We start from the raw sequence: 19,942 nt of genomic DNA on the forward strand, positions 1-19,942 counted from the left end.
CATGAAACCATCATTATTTTTCCAAACCCCACAGGCTGATGTCTACAAAATCAAGATAGCTTCATCACCTCTGAAAATAAATAAATAAACAGATGAAAAAGAAATTATATATACTATTTGCTGTACTGATTACATCATTTACAGCTTGTCAGAAACTGGATGTTCCACCTGTAAACATTATCCAGGATAAGGATATTTTTGGTACAGAAGCAGGGATTAGCGCCTACATGTCTAGGATTTATATCACTATGCCTATTGAAGATTTTAAATATCATCCGGCAGGAGGCTTTAATCAAAATGCCCAAGTAGGATCTGCTGCTGCGGTTACCGGAGAAGCATCTAGTAGAGATACTGGAAATGCGACCGAAACTTTTAACTACTGGAGCGCCGCTTATACCTTAATTCGTGATTGTAACTACTTTATGGAGACCTTGCCTGCTTATGCGAGTAATTATAAGCCAGAGCAAATTAAAAACTGGATAGCTGAAGCAAGATTTATTCGTGCCTTTACTTATTTTGCCTTGGTAAAACGCTACGGAGGTGTACCAATTGTTGATAAACTATTGACTAGCCCTGGGCAGACCATTTCTGAATTGGCTTCTGAAATTGAAGAGCTGAGAATTCCTCGTGCAGCTGAAGAAGCTGTGTATGATTTTATCGCCACAGATTGTGATCAAGCATTTGCTGACTTGCCTGAAACCAATAAAATGGGAAGAGCTAACAAATATGCAGCAGCAGCACTTAAATCAAGGGCCATGCTTTTTGCGGGTACAATTGCCAAATACAACACCATTAACTTAACGTCTGGTAATGTACGTCTTTGCGGTATTCCTTCAAGCAAAGCAACAACTTATTTCCAAGCTGCTTATGATGCGGCTAACCTCTTAACTGGTAAATACAGCTTGTACAAAAACAAGTGGGTTGCGGGTGATAAAGCTGCCCAATATAACAACTTTGTAAACTTGTTTACTGACCAAACTGCCAGTAACACAGAGGCCATATTTGTTAGGCAGTATAAATTTCCAGATGCGGTGCACAGTTATGATGCATTAAGTGTTCCGAAACAATTAGAAGGTCCGCAAGGAAACTACTCATCAGAAGTGTTACCTACCTTAAATTTTGTTGAAATGTTTGAAGGCTTTCCTAAAAACCCTGATGGAACGATCCAAGTACTTGATGGAACTGGTAAGTACATTATGTTTAACAATACAACCGATCTATTTGCCAATGCTGAGCCAAGATTAAGAGCTACAGTAATTTTACCAGGTGATGCCTTTAAAGGGATACCTATAGAAGTACGTAGAGGTGTTTATACCGGAAGTTCGGCAGGTGGCTTAAGTAAGATATTACCAGCCAACTCTACAGCAGCTTATCCTGCTACTGTTTTAGGTTCTGCTACTGTTGCGGCCAATCTTGATGCAACTAATTTAGTGACAATTTCTAACGGCTCTAAAATTACTAGAGCAGGACAAAGTGGGGTATTCACTGCCATAGGTGTCAATGCAACGGGAGGTACCTTTACAGGATTTTATGTGAGAAAATACTTAAATCCAGATAAAGCAACTGCCGAAACTATTCCTGGTCGTTCAGAGCAACAATGGATGGAACTTCGTTATGGAGAAGTATTGTTAAATAAAGCCGAAGCCGCTTATGAATTAGGTGGTACGTATGCTACAGAGGCCTTAACCATCATTAACCAAATTAGAGATCGTGCTGGGGCAACACCTTACGTTGCTATTAATACGGCTAATGATATTCGCATGGAAAGAAGAAGAGAGTTGGCTTTCGAAAACAAAACCATTTGGGACATGAAGAGGTGGAGAATTGCCGATGCAGAACAAAGCAATACAATTTATAGAGCATTGTTGCCAATAATGGTGGCTGATCAGAGTAAATACATTATGGACTCTCGTTTTGAAGAAAGAAGTGTTCAATTTACTTTTCAAGTTAGGTGGTACTATCAACAAATTCCAACAGCAGCTATTGCTAAAAGCTTAAATCTAGTTCAAAACCCAGGATGGTAATTTAGATATCATGAAAAAACGAATCATATATTATATCGCAATTTGCCTTGCCACATTAAGTGCAAGCTCATGCTCAAAATTTGACAATTACGATGCTCCAGATCAAACCTTAAAGGGTACTGTAACTGATGTAAATACTGGAAAAGCAGTGCAAACTGAAGTTACTGGAGACAATACCGCAGGTACAAGAATAAAAATTATTGAGCTCAGTTGGAGCCCTACGGCTACACCCCAATTCTTGGCAAGTTTTCAAGATGGTACTTATATCAATACTAAAATTTTTGCAGGTACTTATAGAATGACTGTAGAAGGTGCCTTTGTACCCTTAGTGCAAACTACACCAGTAGTTGATAATGGTAAAACAGTAGAGGTAAGAGGGGGTACCACTACGGTTGACTTTGCTGTAGAGCCTTTCTTGCGTGTAGAATGGGTTGGAGAACCGGTATTAAATGCCAATGGAACAGTTACAGCAACTTACAAAATAACAAGAGGTACTGCTAATCCACTATTTCAACAAAATATTACAGACGCTTACCTTTTCGCTAACGGAACAAAATATGTGGGCAATAATAACTTTATGCTCGCTTGGTCTACCAAAACAACTTACGCCGGAAATGCTGCCAATGCACTGTTAGGTACTAACCAAACCATTACTACCCCTGTTTTGCCGAAAACCAGGGAAGTTTACTTGAGAATTGGTGCCAGGATTGCTTTCGGGGCTAATATCTATAATTACAATGAAGTAAAAATGATAACTGTACCATAAACAGGTATTTGTTGCGCAAGATTAAAATTAAACTGCTTAACTTGTTGTAAATGAGTTAAGCAGATAGTAAATATACAACCCACAATTGAGACAAGAGAGAACAACGTTTTATATGAAAGTAAATGCTAACGTATTAGATAAGAATGAGCCGATAATTAACAATTGGAGATCGAGCTCCGAAACCATATTACCACAGAACATTAACAATAGAGAAAAAGCCGACCAAGGATATGATATCTATCCTTATCACTCACTGGGAGAGGGAAAAATAAATAACGGCTATGAATCTTTAGCTAACTGGATTATAGCACAAAAAAATGTTAGAATAGATGGTTTTAATGGTGTGTTTTGGGAATTAATTCAAGATGCTATTGATAAAGAATTAAAGAAAAAAGGGGTAACTGTAAGGTGGACTTGTATTGCTGACAAGCTGAAGGGCAATACAGAAATTGAAAAGTTAATTGCACCTTTTTTGGGTGAGGAAAAAAGTGTTTGGGGCAAAAGAACAGACTTGAACATTGAAGATTTCTTTCATAAAGATCAATTCTCTAGCTTACAACCAGATCCCAAATGTGATGTAAATATTGCTATTGGCATTGGAGCAGCACTTTTAAACTGGGAGACACCAATTATATACCTTGAAGTTCCTAAGAATGAAATACAATATAGATTTCGTGCGGGTACAGCAACCAATTTCGGAACAACTAAAATTGAGGGTCAGTTAGAGGCTTATAAAAGATCGTACTTTGTTGATTGGGTTATATTAAATGACCATAAACAACGCATTTTAGCTGATATTACTGTTGTAGTAGATGCACAATGGAAAGATTCTATCAATTGGGTTTTCAGCACAGATTTGCAACAAGGCTTAAAGAAAATGAGCCAATCTGTTTTTCGTGTACGACCTTGGTTTGAGGCGGGTGCTTGGGGTGGGCATTGGATGCAAGAAAAAATTGAGGGATTAAACAAGGATGAGGTAAATTATGCTTGGTCATTCGAATTAATTGTACCAGAAAATGGAGTGCTTTTTGAAAGTGATGGCAACTTGTTAGAAGTTTCATTCGATTTTTTAATGAATCAACAGGCGCCCGCTGTTTTAGGTAAACACGAGCCGATATTTGGAACAGAATTTCCTATCAGGTTTGACTTTTTAGACACTTTTGATGGTGGAAATCTTTCTATTCAATGCCATCCATCTTTAGAATACATTAGGAAGGAGTTTGGAGAAAATTTAACTCAAGACGAAACTTATTACATTTTAGATTGTAAAGAGGATGCTAAAGTTTATTTAGGTTTTCAGGAAGATATTGATCCGGTAGCATTTGAAAAAGAATTAGACGACAGTCAAGAACACAGCAAAGAAATAGATATTACCAAATATGTACAAGTACTAGATGCCAATAAACACGACTTATTTTTAATTCCGAATGGAACAGTGCACAGTGCTGGAGCCAACAATTTAGTGTTAGAAATTAGTGCAACACCTTATATTTTCACCTTTAAAATGTACGATTGGATGAGAATGGGGCTTGATGGACATCCAAGACCAATTAATATTGACCATGCATTTAAAAATTTAAATTTCGATAGAAAAGGGGAAAGCGTAAAAGATGAACTGATTGCTAAACCTAAAGTAATTGAAAGTGGTTTAGGTTATGAAATTATCCATTTGCCAACTCACCAAGAGCATTTTTATGATGTACATCGCATTGAATTTGATGATCAGGTAACTATTGAAACTCATAACGTTTGTCATATTTTAATGTTGGTTGAAGGGAGTACGGTTACCATACAAACCATAGACGGTACTCAAATGAGTTTCAGTTATGCAGAAACATTTGTTGTACCAGCTGCTGCAAAAAGTTATACCATTTTAAACAATGGAAAAGGCAAAGCCAAGGTGGTTAAAGCATTTGTTAAGGATCATGTCAATCTTTCTATTTAAAATAAGGTTATAGAATAATGCATTTAAAAAAGCTATTGTTTTTCTTACTGCTACTCTCTGTAGGTTTGTCGCTTCATGCACAGCAAAAGGAACCTGTTGATTATGCAGATCCACTTTTGGGCACTTCAGAATCTAGATGGATGTTAAATCCAGGAGCAACTATGCCATTTGGAATGGTACAATTAAGCCCAGATAATCAGGGTGATGTTTGGAAATCAGGTTATGAATATTCATTAAACAACATTGGTGGGTTTAGCCATATTCACTCGTGGACAATGGTTGGCCTTTCTGTAATGCCAACTGTTGGCTTGTTGAGCACTTATCGTGGCGCTGCTGATGCGCCAACAACGGGCTGGACTTCTGGTTACAGGTCGAGAATTGACAAAAGCACAGAAGTGGCTACACCTGGTTATTATGGCATTACCTTAATGAACGGAAACATCCGTACAGAACTAACAAGCACCACTAGGGCAGGATTTTTTAGATTTACTTATCCCGAAGCCCATGAGGAAGCGCATATCCTGTTGGATTTAGATATACCTGGGGAAGCTAAAACAGATATTCTTAACGCTAAGATTACGAGAATATCTGATACAGAAATAGAAGGATTTTCGCATCAGAAATGGAGCTGGAATGAGTACACCGTTCACTTTGTGGTAAGATTTAATAAACCAATGAAATCTTTTGGTGGCTGGAATGGCAATAAAGTACAAAAGGAAATTAAAGAGATTTTAGGGAAAGGAAGAGTTGGGGCGTTTGCAGATTTTAAAGTAAAAGCAGGCGATGTTATTCTAATGCAAACCGGAATTTCATTGGTAAGCATTGAGCAGGCTAGACTTAATCTAGATACAGAAATGAACCCTTTTAACTGGAGTTTCGATGCAGTTAAATTAAATGCAAGAAACGTTTGGAACACCATGTTGAGCAAGATTAAAGTAGAAGGTGGCACAGAGGTAGACAAGAAGAAATTCTACTCAAATTTTTATAGATCTTATGTTGCCCGTACCACTTGGAGCGATGTGAATGGCAAGTATGTTGATGTAAATGAGAAGATACAACAATCCAATTCTCCTGTTTATGGCTCAGATGCTTTATGGAATACCTTTTGGAACTTAAATCAGCTATGGGGGCTTGTCAATCCAGATATAACCAGCAACTGGGCAAAATCACTTATCGAAATTTACAGAACAGGCGGTTGGCTGCCTAAAGGTCCGGCAGGAATTGAATATTCTGGGATTATGGAAGCCTCACATGAAATTCCATTAATTGTAGGCGCTTATCAAAAAGGGATAAGAGATTTTGATATAGAAACAGCTTATAAAGCCATGCTGCATCAGCAAACTACAAATGGTGTAAAAACCCCAGAAAATGGCTTTGCAGGAAACAGGTTTTTCGATTCTTACATGAAATTAGGGTATGTGCCGCATGAAGAAGGTCAAGTTTCAAATACGCTAGAATATGCCTATGATGATTGGTGCGTGGCTCAGTTTGCAAAAGCAATAGGTAAAAAAGACTCATACGAGCTGTTTTTAAAACGAGCTGGTAATTACAAAAATGTATTCGACCCTGAAACAAAATATATCAGGATGAAAAACCGAGATGGAAGCTGGGTTAAAGATTGGAGTCCCTATTGTTGTACAAGTTTTAGTGGCTCCGGCTATTTAGAAGGCAATGCTTGGCAATACAGTTTTTTCAATCCACATGATGTGCAAGGCATTATCAACTTAATGGGTAAGGATGAATTCAATAATCGCTTAAATGAGGGGTTTGAGAAATCAGTAAAATATAATTTTAATGCAGAAGGCGATCAATATGATTTGGTTCCAGTAAATCATGGCAATCAGCCTAATATGCAAGCAGCTTGGTTGTTTAATTATGCAGGTAAACCTTGGCTCACTCAAAAATGGACAAGAGAAATCATGAACAAGTATTACGGTTCAACACCTTATCATGGTTGGCTTGGAGACGAAGACGAAGGACAAATGGGTGCTTGGTATGTGATGGCAGCAATGGGTCTATTTGAAACAGATGGTGGCGTTTCGGCAAAACCATTTTATGAAATTGGAAGCCCAATTTTTAACAAGATTACAATTGCGCTAGATGATAAATATTATTCAGGCAAAACGTTTGTAATCGAGGCTAAAAATACTTCAGATGCAAACAGGTACATTCAATCTGCAAAGCTTGATGGCAAAGATCTCACTAAGCCTTGGTTTTACCATGCAGACTTAGTTGATGGCGGGACTTTAACTTTAGAAATGGGTGCAACACCAAATATGAAATGGGGAGTTAAGCCAACAGATGCGCCACCATCTATGTCTCCAATAAAAAAATAACAATAGACCTAAATATAACCTTATATGAATAACGAACAAAAACGGATTAGCCTCTTAACCATCACCTTAGTTGCCTCACTAGGAGGTTTTCTCTTTGGATTTGATATGGCTGTAATTTCTGGTGTATTACCGCTAGTTCAAAAACAGTTTACACTTTCTGCAGCACAAGAAGGCTGGTTTGTTTCATCTGCATTGGTGGGTTGTATAATTGGTGTAGCTTTTTCAGGGGAATTAAGCGATAGGTTAGGGCGAAAAAAGCCACTGATTTTAACCGCTATTTTATTTATTATCTCAGCCTTAGGTTGCGCAATCATGCCAGACCTAACTGGTGTAATTGGCTCTAGGTTAATTGGTGGTATTGGTATAGGAATTGCCTCTAATGTAGTACCCTTATATATCTCTGAAATTGCACCATCAGCAATTAGAGGCAGATTAGTTACTTACTATCAGTTTGCATTAACCTTCGGAATTCTAGTTGCTTATTTAAGTAATGCAGCCTTGTTAAACGGGGTATCTATACAAGAGCTTAGCACTTCTGGTTTAACCAATATTTTTAATGCAGAAGTTTGGCGTGGAATGTTGGGCCTTGGCGTAATTCCTGCACTCTTATTTTTCTTTGGATTGTTAATGATTCCAGAAAGCCCACGTTGGTTAATCCAAAAAGGGCGAACAGCTGAAGGCGTGTCTATCATTAACAGAATTACTAATCAGCCTAAAGCCGAAATAGAAGCAGGCTTATCAAAACAAAACATTAAAAACGAAGCAGGCTCTTATAAAGAGTTATTCGCCCCTGGGGTTCGCAAAGCATTACTAATAGGTATTTTGCTTCCTCTATTTTCTCAGTTTAGTGGTATCAATGCCATCATCTATTATGGGCCTACCATTTTAGGCAATGCAGGTATTTCTTTAAGTAACTCGCTAATTAGTCAGATTATTTTTGGTCTTGCCAATATGTTATTTACACTAGTTGCCATCTGGAAAGTTGATAGTTGGGGAAGAAGACCACTGTATTTGTTTGGAACAGCTGGGGCAACAATTACCTTAATTTTAACAGGTATATGTTTCTACTATGAAGCCACAACCAGCATTTGGTTATTAATCTGTGTACTAGGGTTTTTAGCTTGTTTTGCTTTTTCAATTGGGCCATTAAAATTTGTAGTGGCATCAGAAATTTTTCCAAGTGCAATTAGGGGAAGAGCATTGGCCATTAGCATTATGGTGATGTGGGTAGCAGATACCATTGTTGGACAGATTACACCAATTTTATTAAAGCAAATTGGGAGTGCAGGCACCTTCTGGTTTTTTGCTTTTTTCTGTTTAGTAGCTTTTGTATCTGTATATAAATTATTGCCTGAAACAAAGGGTAAATCCTTAGAACAGATTGAAAATGATTGGAAAGAAAAAGGAGATAATGATCAAGCTTTTGTTCATTAATAATTACAGAGACTGATGATGAACAATGATTCGATAGCGATTGGGGCTGATATTGGCGGGACACATATTACTGCTGCCTTGGTAGACCTAAAGCATAGGAAAATTTTGTCTGGATCTACTATTCGTGAAAAAGTAGATTCACACGCTTCTTATGATCAAATAGTAGAAGTGTGGAGCCGAGCTATTTTGAAAGCAAAAAAAGACCTAAAAATAAGTAAGGTATGCTTAGCCATGCCTGGTCCGTTTGATTACGAAAAAGGAATTTGTTTAATCAAGGATCAAAATAAATATGAGAAATTATACGGCTTAAATATTAAGGAATTACTGGCTTCAAAACTTAATAATGAACCTGCTGATATTTCTATGGTTAATGATGCGGCATCCTTTCTTCAAGGTGAAGTATTTGGTGGTGCAGCCAGTGGATTTGAAAAAGCAATTGGCATTACCTTAGGCACAGGTTTGGGTTCTTGTATTTATGAAAATGGAGTAGCTTCTAATGCAAACCTTTGGCAATTGCCCTTTAAACAGGGCGTGGCCGAAGATTATCTATCTACCAGATGGTTTACTCGCCGATATTATGAAATTACGGGTATCAATATCAATGGGGTGAAGGAATTAACCGAATTGGTTGGTAAAGACCTTAGGGTAAAAAGAATTTTTAATGAATTTGGACATAACCTTGGCGATTTTTTAACTGACTTTGTGGCCAGCACCCAACCAGAAGTAGTAGTGCTTGGTGGCAACATTGCCAAAAGTTTCAAGCTGTTTAAAGGAGCGTTATTTGCCAATATCCAAAATAGATTTCCAAATATTAAGATAAAAGTTGCCCTTTTAGGCGAAGAAGCAGCTTTAATGGGTGCTGCAAGTTATTGGAAAAATAACAGCATAAACCTACACAACTAGCATTTTTAAGATAATTACGATGAAAAATACCTGCTCTATCCTATTTACATTACTGTTTATAATTGGTTTAACTGAGGCTAAAGCGCAAGCTGATAAAAGTTTACTGCAATATGTAGATCCAAAAATTGGAACTGCGCATAGCCGATGGTTTTATTTTACACCGGGAGCTGTTCCATTTGGAATGGCAAAACCAGCACCTTCTACTAATGGATCTTACGGAAATGCGCATGGCTGGGATGCAGTTGGTTATGATGAGCGCCATCATTCTATTGAAGGCTTTGCTAACTTCCACGAATTTCAAGTTGGAGGAGTTGTATTTGCACCCATAACAGGAAAACTAGAAACACTTGCCGGAAAATTAGAAACACCAGAGCATGGTTATCGGTCTACATTTGATCGGAAAGATGAAATTGCAAGTCCTGGTTATTATTCGGTTTTACTAAAAGATTATGGAGTAAAAGCAGAGTTAACCTCAACTCAACGGGTAGCATTTCATCGCTATACTTTCCCGGCTTCCGAAGCAGCTCACATCCTATTTGATATTGGTCATAAGCAAGGAGAAGGTGGCGAGGTGAAGGATGCAAAAGTGTATGTTACTGCAGATGGCAGGGTAGAAGGTTATGTAACCACACTACCTGTTTACGTTCAGAAATATCAGCCGGGTGCAGAAGTAACAATGTATTTTTCAGCAGTGCTGGATAAAAAACCGATCGCTTTTGGAGTATTTAAAGGCGAAGAAATTTCCAGTGGAAAAACTGAAATCACAGGAAAGGGAGCGGGACTATATTTAACATTTTCTACAAGCGAACAAGAAAGCATCACCATAAAAGCGGGCTTATCTTACACCTCGATTGAAAACGCCAGACTGAACCTTGATGCTGAGGCAAAAAAACTCTCTTTTGATAAAGCGAAAGCTACTGCAGAAAAAAACTGGGCAAATTATTTGGGTAGAATTAAAGTGGAGTCGAAGGAAAGGAAAGACATGGTTAAATTCTATACTGGATTATATCATGCGCTTTTAGGCAGAGGTTTAGCCAGTGATGTGAATGGTGCTTATCCTAAAAACAATGGAGAAATAGGGCACATTCCCTTAGGTGCAAATAACAAACCAATCCATAACCATTACAATACAGATGCAATTTGGGGCGGCTTTTGGAACTTAACTCAATTGTGGGCAATCGCTTATCCAGAATATTATTCAGATTGGATAAAAAGTCAGCTCCTAGTTTATAAAGACTCAGGTTGGTTGGCAGATGGTATTGCCAATAGCAGGTATGTTTCTGGCGTAGGAACAAACTTTGTAAGTTTAGCGATATCAAGTGCTTATATGGCTGGCATTAAAGACTTTGATGTGAATTTAGCTTATGAAGCTTCCTTGAAAAATGAATTGATTGGTAAGGATAGACCACATGGAGCTGGAAAATTAGACGTTGATCAATTTGTGAAATATGGTTACGTACCACACTTGGATAAAGGAACGGGTGGAGGAGAAAGATGGCAGTATTCGGCATCGCACACCTTAGAATATGCCTTTAGCGCTTATGCTGTTGCACAATGGGCTAAGGTATTGGGCAAAGAAAGAGACTATCAGCAATTAATGGGTTTATCTAAGGGATGGGAGCAGCTTTATGACCCAAAACTGAATCTGATTCACCCTAAGTGGGCGAATGGTAAATTTATAGAAAATTTTAAACCAAGTGAAGCTTGGAGAGGCTTTCAAGAAGGTAATGCGTGGCAATATACTTTCTATGTTCCTCATGATCCTGCGGCTTTAATTGCCAAGATGGGGAAGGCAAATTTTAATAATCGATTGGATAGTATTTTTTCCACTTCACAAAAGAACAGCTTTGGTGGCGGTACTAAACTCGATGCTTTTTCTGGACTGGAAGGGTTGTATAATCATGGCAATCAACCAAATTTGCATATTTCTTGGCTGTTTAATTTTTCCGGAAAACCATCTTTAACCCAAAAATGGGTAAGAGCAATTTGTAATGAATTTTACGGAACTGATGGCATTCACGGCTACGGCTACGGACAAGATGAAGACCAAGGGCAGTTGGGCGCATGGTATGTAATTTCGGGCATGGGTTTGTTTGATGTGAAAGGCTTTACAGCTCCAGATACTAAGGTTGGCTTGGGAAGTCCCTTATTTGATAAAATAAAAATCAAAGGAAATAAGAAATATTTCAATGGTAAAGATTTTACCATTGAAGTTAAAAATAACAATGCTACAAACATTTATGTGCAGTCCTTTAATCTAAACGGAGAACAATTATCATCTCCATTTATAAGATTAAAAGATTTACAAAATGGAGGAAAATTAACTTTACAAATGGGTGCTAATCCAAAAGATCAATATTAAGATGATAAAATTTAAATCAATTAACCTGTGTGCTCAGCCATTAAAAATGCTTTTTTGTCTAATGGTTATTGCCATTAGCTCACCTACTTTTGCTCAAAATAAAGTAATCTGGCAAATAGGAAAGGCTGATAACTTAACTTCAGGATTAGCACTTGCGCCAACAGATTATAAGAAATTTTTAGAATATGATTTTGGTTGGGAAGACCGATATTATCTAATAGGTTATTCAAACCCCGCTAAAGATTTCCCGTATGTATTGCCTGGCCCAAAAGATAGTTGGGGAGGTACTGCGCCCACTGCTGGTATAAGATCTCATTTGTTAAATATTCTGTTTGATTTGAGTAAAGTTACCCCAACTAAAAATTTTAAACTGGTAATTGATTTAATTGGATATAATGGAGAAAAACCACCTTTATTTAAAGTAAATATTAATGGAAAAGGCACGGTTCAACAATTACCAATAGCAGAGAAAAGTAATGTTGTGTCAGGAGATATGGCAGCAGCTAAAGAATACATCATAGAGATTCCTATTCGAGCAGGTGCTTTGCATAATGGTGGAAATGAAATTCAGTTGACTTCTTTGGATGGTTCTTGGATGGTTTTTGATCAAGTAAGGTTAGAAGGTTCATCCGAAATTAACGTTAAGACTCCAAAAATGGCATATGCAAGATCAATTGAACCAGCAAACTATGAAGTTTTAGCAGATGGAAAACGCTCGCAGCCTTTACTGGTAGATGTAGAGCATTTGACTGGTAAGCCAAACATGGTTGTTAAGCTAGATGGAAAATTGGTTTTTCAAGAAAAGATTGAAACCGGACGGTATCAATTCGAAGTACCAATGCCAGCTGTTACTGTTGTTAAAAAAAGCAAATATGAAGTTTTAACAAATGGAGTTGTTATAGAAAGCGGAACGGTTGCTCGTGCTCCAAAACCATTAGGTTCATTTGCTAATTATGTTGATACCAGAATTGGAACAGCTCACTCTCGTTGGATGATTGGGCCGGGTCCTTGGATGCCTTTTAGCATGGTTAAATTAAGTCCAGATAACCAAAATGCAGGTTGGCAAGCAGGTTATGATCCAACTTTTGAAAGTATTGGTGCTTTTAGCCATATACACGAGTGGACAATGGGAGGTTTGGGAATGTTACCTGTTAATGGACCATTAAAGATTAAGGTTGGCGACCAAAGAAGCGCTCCAGGAGAAGGTTACCGTTCTAGAATAGATAAATCTACCGAACAAGCTCCTTTGGGTTCTTATAAAGTAGATTTGATAGATTATGGCATTAAAGCCGAAGTTACGGCAACTTCTAGGGCAAGTTTCATGAAATATACTTATCCTAAAGCAACAGATTCTAGGATCATGATCGATTTGCAAACCCCAGCAGAAAATAGATACAACCTAGCTGAGGTAACTTTAAAAAGGGTGAGTGATTATCGCATTGAGGGATACAGTAAACAATTTGCGCCTCAAGTATGGATTGCACAAGCAGGATCTAGTGAACAAGAATATATTGTTCACTTTGTGATAGAATTTGATCAACCCATTAAAAAATTTGGTACTTGGGTAGATGATCAGATTGGTGCAGAGAATTTAATTAATATTAAAGATGCAAAAGATGCTGGAGCCTTTGTTGAGTTTGATACAAGGCAAAAACAAGTGGTGCAAATGCGCACAGGAATGTCTTATGTAAGTATAGAAGGTGCCGCTAAAAATTTGGAAACAGAAATTACTAAACCTTTTGACTGGAGTTTTGAAAAAGTTAAAAACAATCAACTTAATGTTTGGAATGAGTTGTTAAGCAGGGTTAAAACCACTAGCAATGATAGAAGAGAAAAAGTAAGGTTTTATACGAATATGTATAGGGCTATTTGTAGTAGAAATACCTTTAGTGATGTAGATGGGAAATGGGTAGATGCTACAGAGAAAATTCAGCAGTTTAATACCCCAGATGGAATTGCTTTAGGTTGTGATGCTTTTTGGAATACTTTCTGGAACCTGAACCAGTTTTGGAACCTAGTTACTCCAGAGTGGTCATCAAGATGGGTAAAATCTCAGTTGGCCATGTATGATGCGAATGGTTGGTTGGCAAAAGGTCCGGCAGGTATGGAATATATTCCAGTTATGGTAGCTGAACATGAAGTTCCCTTAATTGTAAGTGCTTATCAAATGGGCATTAGAGATTATGATGTAAATAAAGCTTTCGCAGCTGCGGATAAAACATTGTCTACTCCACAAACAAAAGTTGGTGGCGCACTTGCAGGAAATCAAGATTTTGAAGCTTACATGAAGTATCATTATGTGCCATATGATAAAGGAAGGTTCTCTAATTCTTTAGAATACGCTTATGATGATTGGACATTGGCACAACTTGCAAAATCAATAGGTAAAACAGCCAAATACCAAGAATATAGTGAAAGAGCTAACTGGTGGAAAAATGCAATTGATACCGCAAGTGGTTATGCCAGAATGAGAAAATCTGATGGTTCTTGGTTCCCGAATTTTGATCCATTTCAGTCTGGAAGAAACGAACATTACGTAGAAGGAAATGCTTGGCAATTAACTTTCTTTGTTCCACAAGATGTAAATGGATTGGCAAAAATGATTGGACCAAATCGGTTTAAGGAACGCTTAAGTTGGGGATTTAAAGAAAGTGTTAAATGGCGTTTCAATGCGCCAAATGATCAATATTGGGATTATCCTGTTACGCAAGGAAACCAACAATCTATGCATTTTGCATTTCTGTTTAATTGGGTAAAACAACCTTGGTTAACACAAGAATGGAGCCGGTCAATTGTAGACCGTTATTACGGCTATGGAGTTGCAAATGCCTATTTGGGTGATGAAGATCAAGGTCAAATGAGCTCTTGGTATATCATGGCAGCTTTAGGGCTTTTTCAAATAGATGGAGGTACCAGGGCAAATCCAATTTACGAAATAGGAAGCCCAATCTTTAAAAGCGTAACCATAGATTTAGGTGAGAAATACGGAAGAGGAAAGAACTTTCAAATTGAAGCAATTGGTGCCTCTAGAGAAAACAAGTATGTTCAAAGTGCTACGCTAAATGGAAAACAATTAACTAATTTTTGGTTCAGGTCTAGTGAATTATTGAAAGGTGGAAAGTTAATACTTAAAATGGGTGCAAAGCCAAATACAAACTGGGGAATAACCTCTTTGCCAGATGAAGAAAACTAAAATGATGTAGTGATTTTATATCAGATCAATTTACTTTTGAGTTCTTTATACCTAGATCGTCCGATAGGTAAAACCTCACCTGTTTTAAGCAAAAGAGTATACTTACTTCCAGAATTAACCATTATTTTCTCGATACAGGGTGTGGCCACCAAGTAAGATTTATGAATGCGCTGAAAACTAATTGGTAAAAGCTGTTGCAGTTTTTCTAGAGATTTGTCATGGAGTTCATATTTTCCATTTAAGAGATGTAGTTCTGTATAAATGCCTGCCCCTTTCACATAACATAGCTCTTTAATATCAATTAATAGCATGCTGCCTCCTTTTTTTACGGACAAATAAGACATCGCTGTAGTTGCCGTATTTTGCACTGTAGCCATCCTTAAAAAAGCTTGATTTATTCTTTGCTCATCGAAAGGTTTAGGTACAAAATCGAGTACTCCATATTCAAAAGCTTTAATTGCCAAATGCGTATAAGCAGAAATGATGATGGTGTGAAAAGAACGAGAAACAAAATTTTCTAGAACATCAAAACCATCCTCTCCATTTAGGTTTAAATCAAGCAACAATAAATCTACCTGATGATGTTCTAAGTACAAAAGGCCATCAGCCAGTGCATCACAACGGTGTATAGCGCTCAATTTGTTGCCAAAGAAAAGCATTGCCATCCGTTCAATCCTTGTGGCTATTCGGCTTTCATCCTCAATAATTAAAATCCTCATTCGTTTTTAATTTTAATAATAGAACACCAACCATCGGGTACAGCTGCTGATTCAAAGTCCCAATTGTTCCCGTAACTTTCGGTTAAGCGAGCAATGATATATTTAAATCCTGTACTTTGTTTTGCCTGTTGTTTTTTTAATCTGTTTTTAGCATTTACCAATAGTGTGTATGTTTTAAAATGTTGATCATGCGTAAAACTTAATATAAAACCAATACTGCCATCGTTTAGCGCCAAGCTATGTGTGATGCCATTTTCAACTAGGGTATGAATAATTGCAGGTGGTATGGTAGCTAAAGGATCAATGTTTTTTTCGGTCCATTGGTAGGTTACTTCCTTTCGAAAATGCATTACTGCTAAATGTGCTTTACACAGTTCTATTTCTTTGGCAATCGGAATTAAAGTTGCCTCCGCAATTTCATTCATCACATCAAATTCTGCAGCAAGTGCTTCGATAAAAACTACACCATCTTTTGGCGATTCTTCTACCCAGTCAATTAATGAAGTTAAGGTGTTTTTGATAAAATGTGGCTGGATATTTTTCTTCAACAACTCTAATTTTAATCTTGAGGAAAGCAACATAGAAGACTGATGTGCTTTTTCAATTTCTTTCGCTTTAATGGCATGTAAATAAAGCATGCATAATACAATGATGGTAAAACAAATAAAAATACCAAAATCATACACCAAAAAATAGTTTAATGCCATGCTGATTAGTAGACCAATAAAAACCAGTACGCTTCCTTTTTCTTTTTTAACAATGGCATTAACTACTACAACAACAGCTGCAAACCACATAGAAAGGCTAAATAATTTTGCCGATAAATCATAGCTTCTGAAATTATAAATATAGATTCCTGCTAACACCAACACAAGGCCACTAATGAGCCAAAGTTTTTTGCGAAAGTTAAATTGTATAGAAAAATACAAAGGAACTAAGATGGAAACTAGAATGGTTAAAAAGCCAATAATCTCTAGCCTAAGGTAAAAATGGGTGTAGGGAATAGCTACATAAAACTTGATATATTCTGCAATGAGGAGGGCAAAAAATAAAAAGCAAGTAACCCCAAAAATGAGAGTGGTATAATCTCTTCTATTGCTGTTGGCGAATAGAAAAAAATAATAAAGTGAAACTACTAAAAATGCACCAGCCATTAAATTCATGAAAGATGTCATGATCAAAGGCATTTCTAATAGCTGATCGTAATGATCAATTTTATAACCAGCAGCCCGCTGTTCATCACTTTTATATTGCTGTGTAGCCCTCAGGGCCAGAACATGCTTGCCAGGTTTTGACAAAGAATCTGGAATTAGGAAAATGCTATTGTGCGTACCGGGAATTTCACTTTTGGTGGTTAGGCCGGGCTGCCCGTTTGCACCTATTTTTACACCATCCCAATAAACTTCAAAAGCGCCAAAAGCATAAACTCCTAAACCAATATGTTCTTTAGGGTTTTCTATTTTATGGATGACGGGATTAAACCTGATCCAAAAAATTGCTTGTTTGGTATTCCCTCTTTCTGTTCGCCAATGGGTACTGCTGTAATTTTTACTAGCCCAAATTAAGCTATCCCCTGTTTTAAAAGCCGGTTCTGTTTCTTCAAAGTCGACCCCATTTTTGCAAGATTGAAGCAAGATCAACAAGAAGAATACTAAAATTAAGCGCTGCATTTGGTAAAGGTAACATGAATTTGAAACACTTAGGTGTCGTTCAAAAGTTTGTAGAGCAGTTGGCATGTTTTTTTGCATATTCCTAATTTCTCTAAGCTATCCTTGCATCATATTTTAAATACCAATTATGAAACAAACTATCTTAATACTATTGTTATGTGTCCTATTTATCCATGTTGGTGCACAAAATTTATCTACAAAAGGCACTACCATAATTCATGGTAAATTACTAGATGAAACCACAAAACAACCTGTAGTTTATGCAACCATTTCCCTAAAAAACGAAACTAAAAAAATCATTGCTGGTGGGATGAGTGGAGACAAAGGGGAGTTTAGTTTAGATAGTATTCCTAGCGGGAATTATACACTAGAGATTCAATTTATGGGTTATAAACCGCTTTCAAAAGCGATTACAATTGTTAAAGAAGCTAAGCTAGATTTAGGCATTTCTTTTTTGGTACAAGATGCAACTTTGTTGAAAGAAGTAGCCATACAAGGACAACAACCTACAGTAAGTTTAAAGCTAGATAAGAAAACATTTATTGTTGGTAAAGATGTTTTATCACAGAATGGTTCTGTAAATGATTTGTTAAATGGTGTACCATCCGTTTCAGTTAGCCCCACCGGAGGAATTAGCTTGAGAGGAAATAGCAATGTAAATGTATTGATTAATGGCCGTAGGACAGGGCTTGTTCAAGGAAACATGTTAGATCAAATTCCTGCAGATCAGATAGAAAAAATAGAAATCATTACCAATCCATCATCAAGATATGATGCTGCGGGCTCAGCTGGAATTATTAATGTAGTGTTAAAGAAAAATAAAAAGGTAGGTTTTAACGGGCAGGTTAAGTTAATTGCTGGTTTGCCAAACGATGCAAGAATTTTGCCTAGTGTTAATTATAAATCTGATAAGATCAATCTATTCTCCACTTTTGGATACAGAAACTCTGATTACGTTGGCTTATACAAAACTAACCAGGTTAGTGCATTGCCAAACACCAGTACTTACCTAACTAATATACAAAATGAAAATAGGCATGATGATGGAAAGAACATGTATTTAGGTGCAGATTTTTACTTGAACGCACAAAATACAATTACTGCTGCTTTTTTTAAGAATGCTACACATGATAGCGATAAAATTAAATTGGGGTATGATTACAGCGCATCAGACTATAAAATAGATAGTGTTTTATTACGAAACGGAACCTCAAGTGAGATTAGAGATTATAATCAGATTGAATTTAATTATACCAAAAGTTTCAAAACTATAGGAAAAAAATGGACCATTGATATGCTCTATGATTTTTGGAATAGCGATAAAGATTGGAATTTAGCTACTGAAAAAATGTTCCCTACATCCCAAACCTATCAAACCATTCGAACAAGTTCAGAAGGCTCTAGCAAAGATTTTCTTTTGCAAACGGACTTTGTAATTCCAGTAAATAAAACAACTTTTGAAATGGGCATAAAAGCAGAAAACAGATTGGTTACAAGTGATTATTTAGCTGAACAACAAGTTGGCAATAACTGGCAAGTTTACGAGGGTATTGATAACAATTTAGATTACAATGAGAAGATTGGAAGTGGGTATTTACAGGTTAGCCATAATTTTAAAAAGCTATCCTTTATGCTAGGCTTGCGTACCGAATTAACCAAAATTGAAATTGAGGACAAGACAAAAACCTACTATAACCAAAAAGAATATGGTAGGTTATTCCCATCTATCAACCTAAGTTATCAACTTGCACCAACTGCCACATTGCAATGGAATTATAGCAAACGGATCAATAGACCGTCCTTATTTCTGTTATATCCCTTTAATGAAGTTACAGATCTCAACTCACAATTTGTCGGCAATCCAGACTTAAATCCATCTTATGCAGATGTACTAGAACTAGGCTTTTTACAAAACTGGAAAACACTGACATTTAATCCATCAATTTATTATCAAAAAACAAAAAACTACATTCAGGATTTTACTTATAGAAATGCAAGTGGTATTTTTATTACTTCACCAGTTAATATAGATGAGGAAATAAGGAAAGGATTTGAACTTTCGGTTTTGTTTAATCCTAAAAAATGGATACAGTTAAATGGAGAATTAAATGTGTATGATTTTAAACAAAGAGGAACCTATCAAAACAAAAATTTAGATTTCTCTGGCCATACTTTAACGTCAAGAATAAGCATGCAGCTTAAGTTTCCGAAACAATTCAGCTTCCAAACCAGATATAACTTAACTGGTGCACAACAAAATGCACAAAGCACAACAAAAGCCATCAGTTTTGTTGATATAGGGGCTAGCAAAAATTTACTAAACGATAGAGCTACACTAGTTTTAGATGGCACAAATATCTTAAATTCCAGACAAACCAGAAGAACTACAAAAGGAGAGAATTATGAACTGTATCAAGTTACTAACTTCAACGCTGCGAGGTATCGGTTGAGTTTCACTTATCGCTTTAACGCTAAATCAGATGCAGCTCGACAGGCAAAAAGTGGGAATAGAAATTAAAAAAATCAATATACTCTTCAACGCATCATCTTTAGAACTGAAACTTGAAAACTCCCTTATGAGCAATAGATT

11 protein-coding genes are annotated in these 19,942 nt (G+C 36.8%); 9 read left to right on the forward strand and 2 right to left on the reverse strand.

What is annotated here, in order from left to right; translation table 11 throughout:
• Window positions 1-92: 92 nt before the first annotated feature.
• The 8 genes from FA048_RS04140 (at window position 93) to FA048_RS04175 (ending at window position 14,963) form a co-directional block, all read left to right on the forward strand.
• On the forward strand, window positions 93-2,024 hold the full coding sequence (locus FA048_RS04140) for a RagB/SusD family nutrient uptake outer membrane protein (protein WP_136838939.1): 1,932 nt from the start codon (window positions 93-95) through the stop codon (window positions 2,022-2,024).
• 10 nt (window positions 2,025-2,034) lie between these two features.
• Complete coding sequence (locus tag FA048_RS04145) at window positions 2,035-2,790, forward strand: DUF3823 domain-containing protein (RefSeq protein ID WP_136838940.1); 756 nt, start codon at window positions 2,035-2,037, stop codon at window positions 2,788-2,790.
• Between the two features lie 112 nt (window positions 2,791-2,902).
• Complete coding sequence (locus FA048_RS04150; protein WP_136838941.1) at window positions 2,903-4,735, forward strand: class I mannose-6-phosphate isomerase; 1,833 nt, start codon at window positions 2,903-2,905, stop codon at window positions 4,733-4,735.
• A 17-nt stretch (window positions 4,736-4,752) separates the two neighbouring features.
• A complete protein-coding gene (locus FA048_RS04155) occupies window positions 4,753-7,071 on the forward strand; it encodes a GH92 family glycosyl hydrolase (protein WP_136838942.1) in 2,319 nt (772 codons plus the stop codon).
• A 24-nt stretch (window positions 7,072-7,095) separates the two neighbouring features.
• Complete coding sequence (locus FA048_RS04160) at window positions 7,096-8,505, forward strand: sugar porter family MFS transporter (RefSeq protein WP_136838943.1); 1,410 nt, start codon at window positions 7,096-7,098, stop codon at window positions 8,503-8,505.
• A 15-nt stretch (window positions 8,506-8,520) separates the two neighbouring features.
• Window positions 8,521-9,408 (forward strand): ROK family protein, encoded by an 888-nt coding sequence (locus tag FA048_RS04165; RefSeq protein WP_136838944.1) that lies wholly within the window; start codon window positions 8,521-8,523, stop codon window positions 9,406-9,408.
• Between the two features lie 19 nt (window positions 9,409-9,427).
• A complete protein-coding gene (locus FA048_RS04170; protein ID WP_136838945.1) occupies window positions 9,428-11,770 on the forward strand; it encodes a GH92 family glycosyl hydrolase in 2,343 nt (780 codons plus the stop codon).
• A gap of 46 nt (window positions 11,771-11,816) precedes the next feature.
• Complete coding sequence (locus FA048_RS04175; protein ID WP_225872471.1) at window positions 11,817-14,963, forward strand: GH92 family glycosyl hydrolase; 3,147 nt, start codon at window positions 11,817-11,819, stop codon at window positions 14,961-14,963.
• Window positions 14,964-14,983: 20 nt separating this feature from the next.
• On the opposite strand, the gene FA048_RS04180 is transcribed toward FA048_RS04175, so the two are convergent.
• Both FA048_RS04180 and FA048_RS04185 read right to left on the reverse strand, forming a co-directional pair.
• Window positions 14,984-15,682 carry a LytR/AlgR family response regulator transcription factor gene (locus FA048_RS04180; RefSeq protein ID WP_136838947.1) on the reverse strand — a complete coding sequence of 233 codons (699 nt, stop codon included), beginning with the start codon at window positions 15,680-15,682 and terminating at the stop codon, window positions 14,984-14,986.
• A complete protein-coding gene (locus FA048_RS04185) occupies window positions 15,679-17,418 on the reverse strand; it encodes a histidine kinase (RefSeq protein ID WP_136838948.1) in 1,740 nt (579 codons plus the stop codon). The genes FA048_RS04180 and FA048_RS04185 overlap by 4 nt, the downstream gene beginning before the upstream one ends.
• Before the next feature lie 61 nt (window positions 17,419-17,479).
• On the opposite strand from FA048_RS04185, the gene FA048_RS04190 reads away from it, so the two are divergent.
• Complete coding sequence (locus FA048_RS04190; RefSeq protein WP_136838949.1) at window positions 17,480-19,870, forward strand: outer membrane beta-barrel family protein; 2,391 nt, start codon at window positions 17,480-17,482, stop codon at window positions 19,868-19,870.
• The last annotated feature ends 72 nt before the right edge of the window (window positions 19,871-19,942 follow it).

This window comes from Pedobacter polaris (assembly GCF_005116505.1).
Lineage (GTDB): Bacteria > Bacteroidota > Bacteroidia > Sphingobacteriales > Sphingobacteriaceae > Pedobacter > Pedobacter polaris.

Excerpts from the sequence above, each read along its gene's own strand:
- FA048_RS04140 (WP_136838939.1), top strand. The coding sequence starts at position 93 with ATGAAAAAGAAATTATATATACTATTTGCTGTACTGATTACATCATTT.
- FA048_RS04145 (WP_136838940.1), top strand. The coding sequence starts at position 2,035 with ATGAAAAAACGAATCATATATTATATCGCAATTTGCCTTGCCACATTA.
- FA048_RS04150 (WP_136838941.1), top strand. The coding sequence starts at position 2,903 with ATGAAAGTAAATGCTAACGTATTAGATAAGAATGAGCCGATAATTAAC.
- FA048_RS04155 (WP_136838942.1), top strand. The coding sequence starts at position 4,753 with ATGCATTTAAAAAAGCTATTGTTTTTCTTACTGCTACTCTCTGTAGGT.
- FA048_RS04160 (WP_136838943.1), top strand. The coding sequence starts at position 7,096 with ATGAATAACGAACAAAAACGGATTAGCCTCTTAACCATCACCTTAGTT.
- FA048_RS04165 (WP_136838944.1), top strand. The coding sequence starts at position 8,521 with ATGATGAACAATGATTCGATAGCGATTGGGGCTGATATTGGCGGGACA.
- FA048_RS04170 (WP_136838945.1), top strand. The coding sequence starts at position 9,428 with ATGAAAAATACCTGCTCTATCCTATTTACATTACTGTTTATAATTGGT.
- FA048_RS04175 (WP_225872471.1), top strand. The coding sequence starts at position 11,817 with ATGCTTTTTTGTCTAATGGTTATTGCCATTAGCTCACCTACTTTTGCT.
- FA048_RS04180 (WP_136838947.1), bottom strand. The coding sequence starts at position 15,682 with ATGAGGATTTTAATTATTGAGGATGAAAGCCGAATAGCCACAAGGATT.
- FA048_RS04185 (WP_136838948.1), bottom strand. The coding sequence starts at position 17,418 with ATGCCAACTGCTCTACAAACTTTTGAACGACACCTAAGTGTTTCAAAT.
- FA048_RS04190 (WP_136838949.1), top strand. The coding sequence starts at position 17,480 with ATGAAACAAACTATCTTAATACTATTGTTATGTGTCCTATTTATCCAT.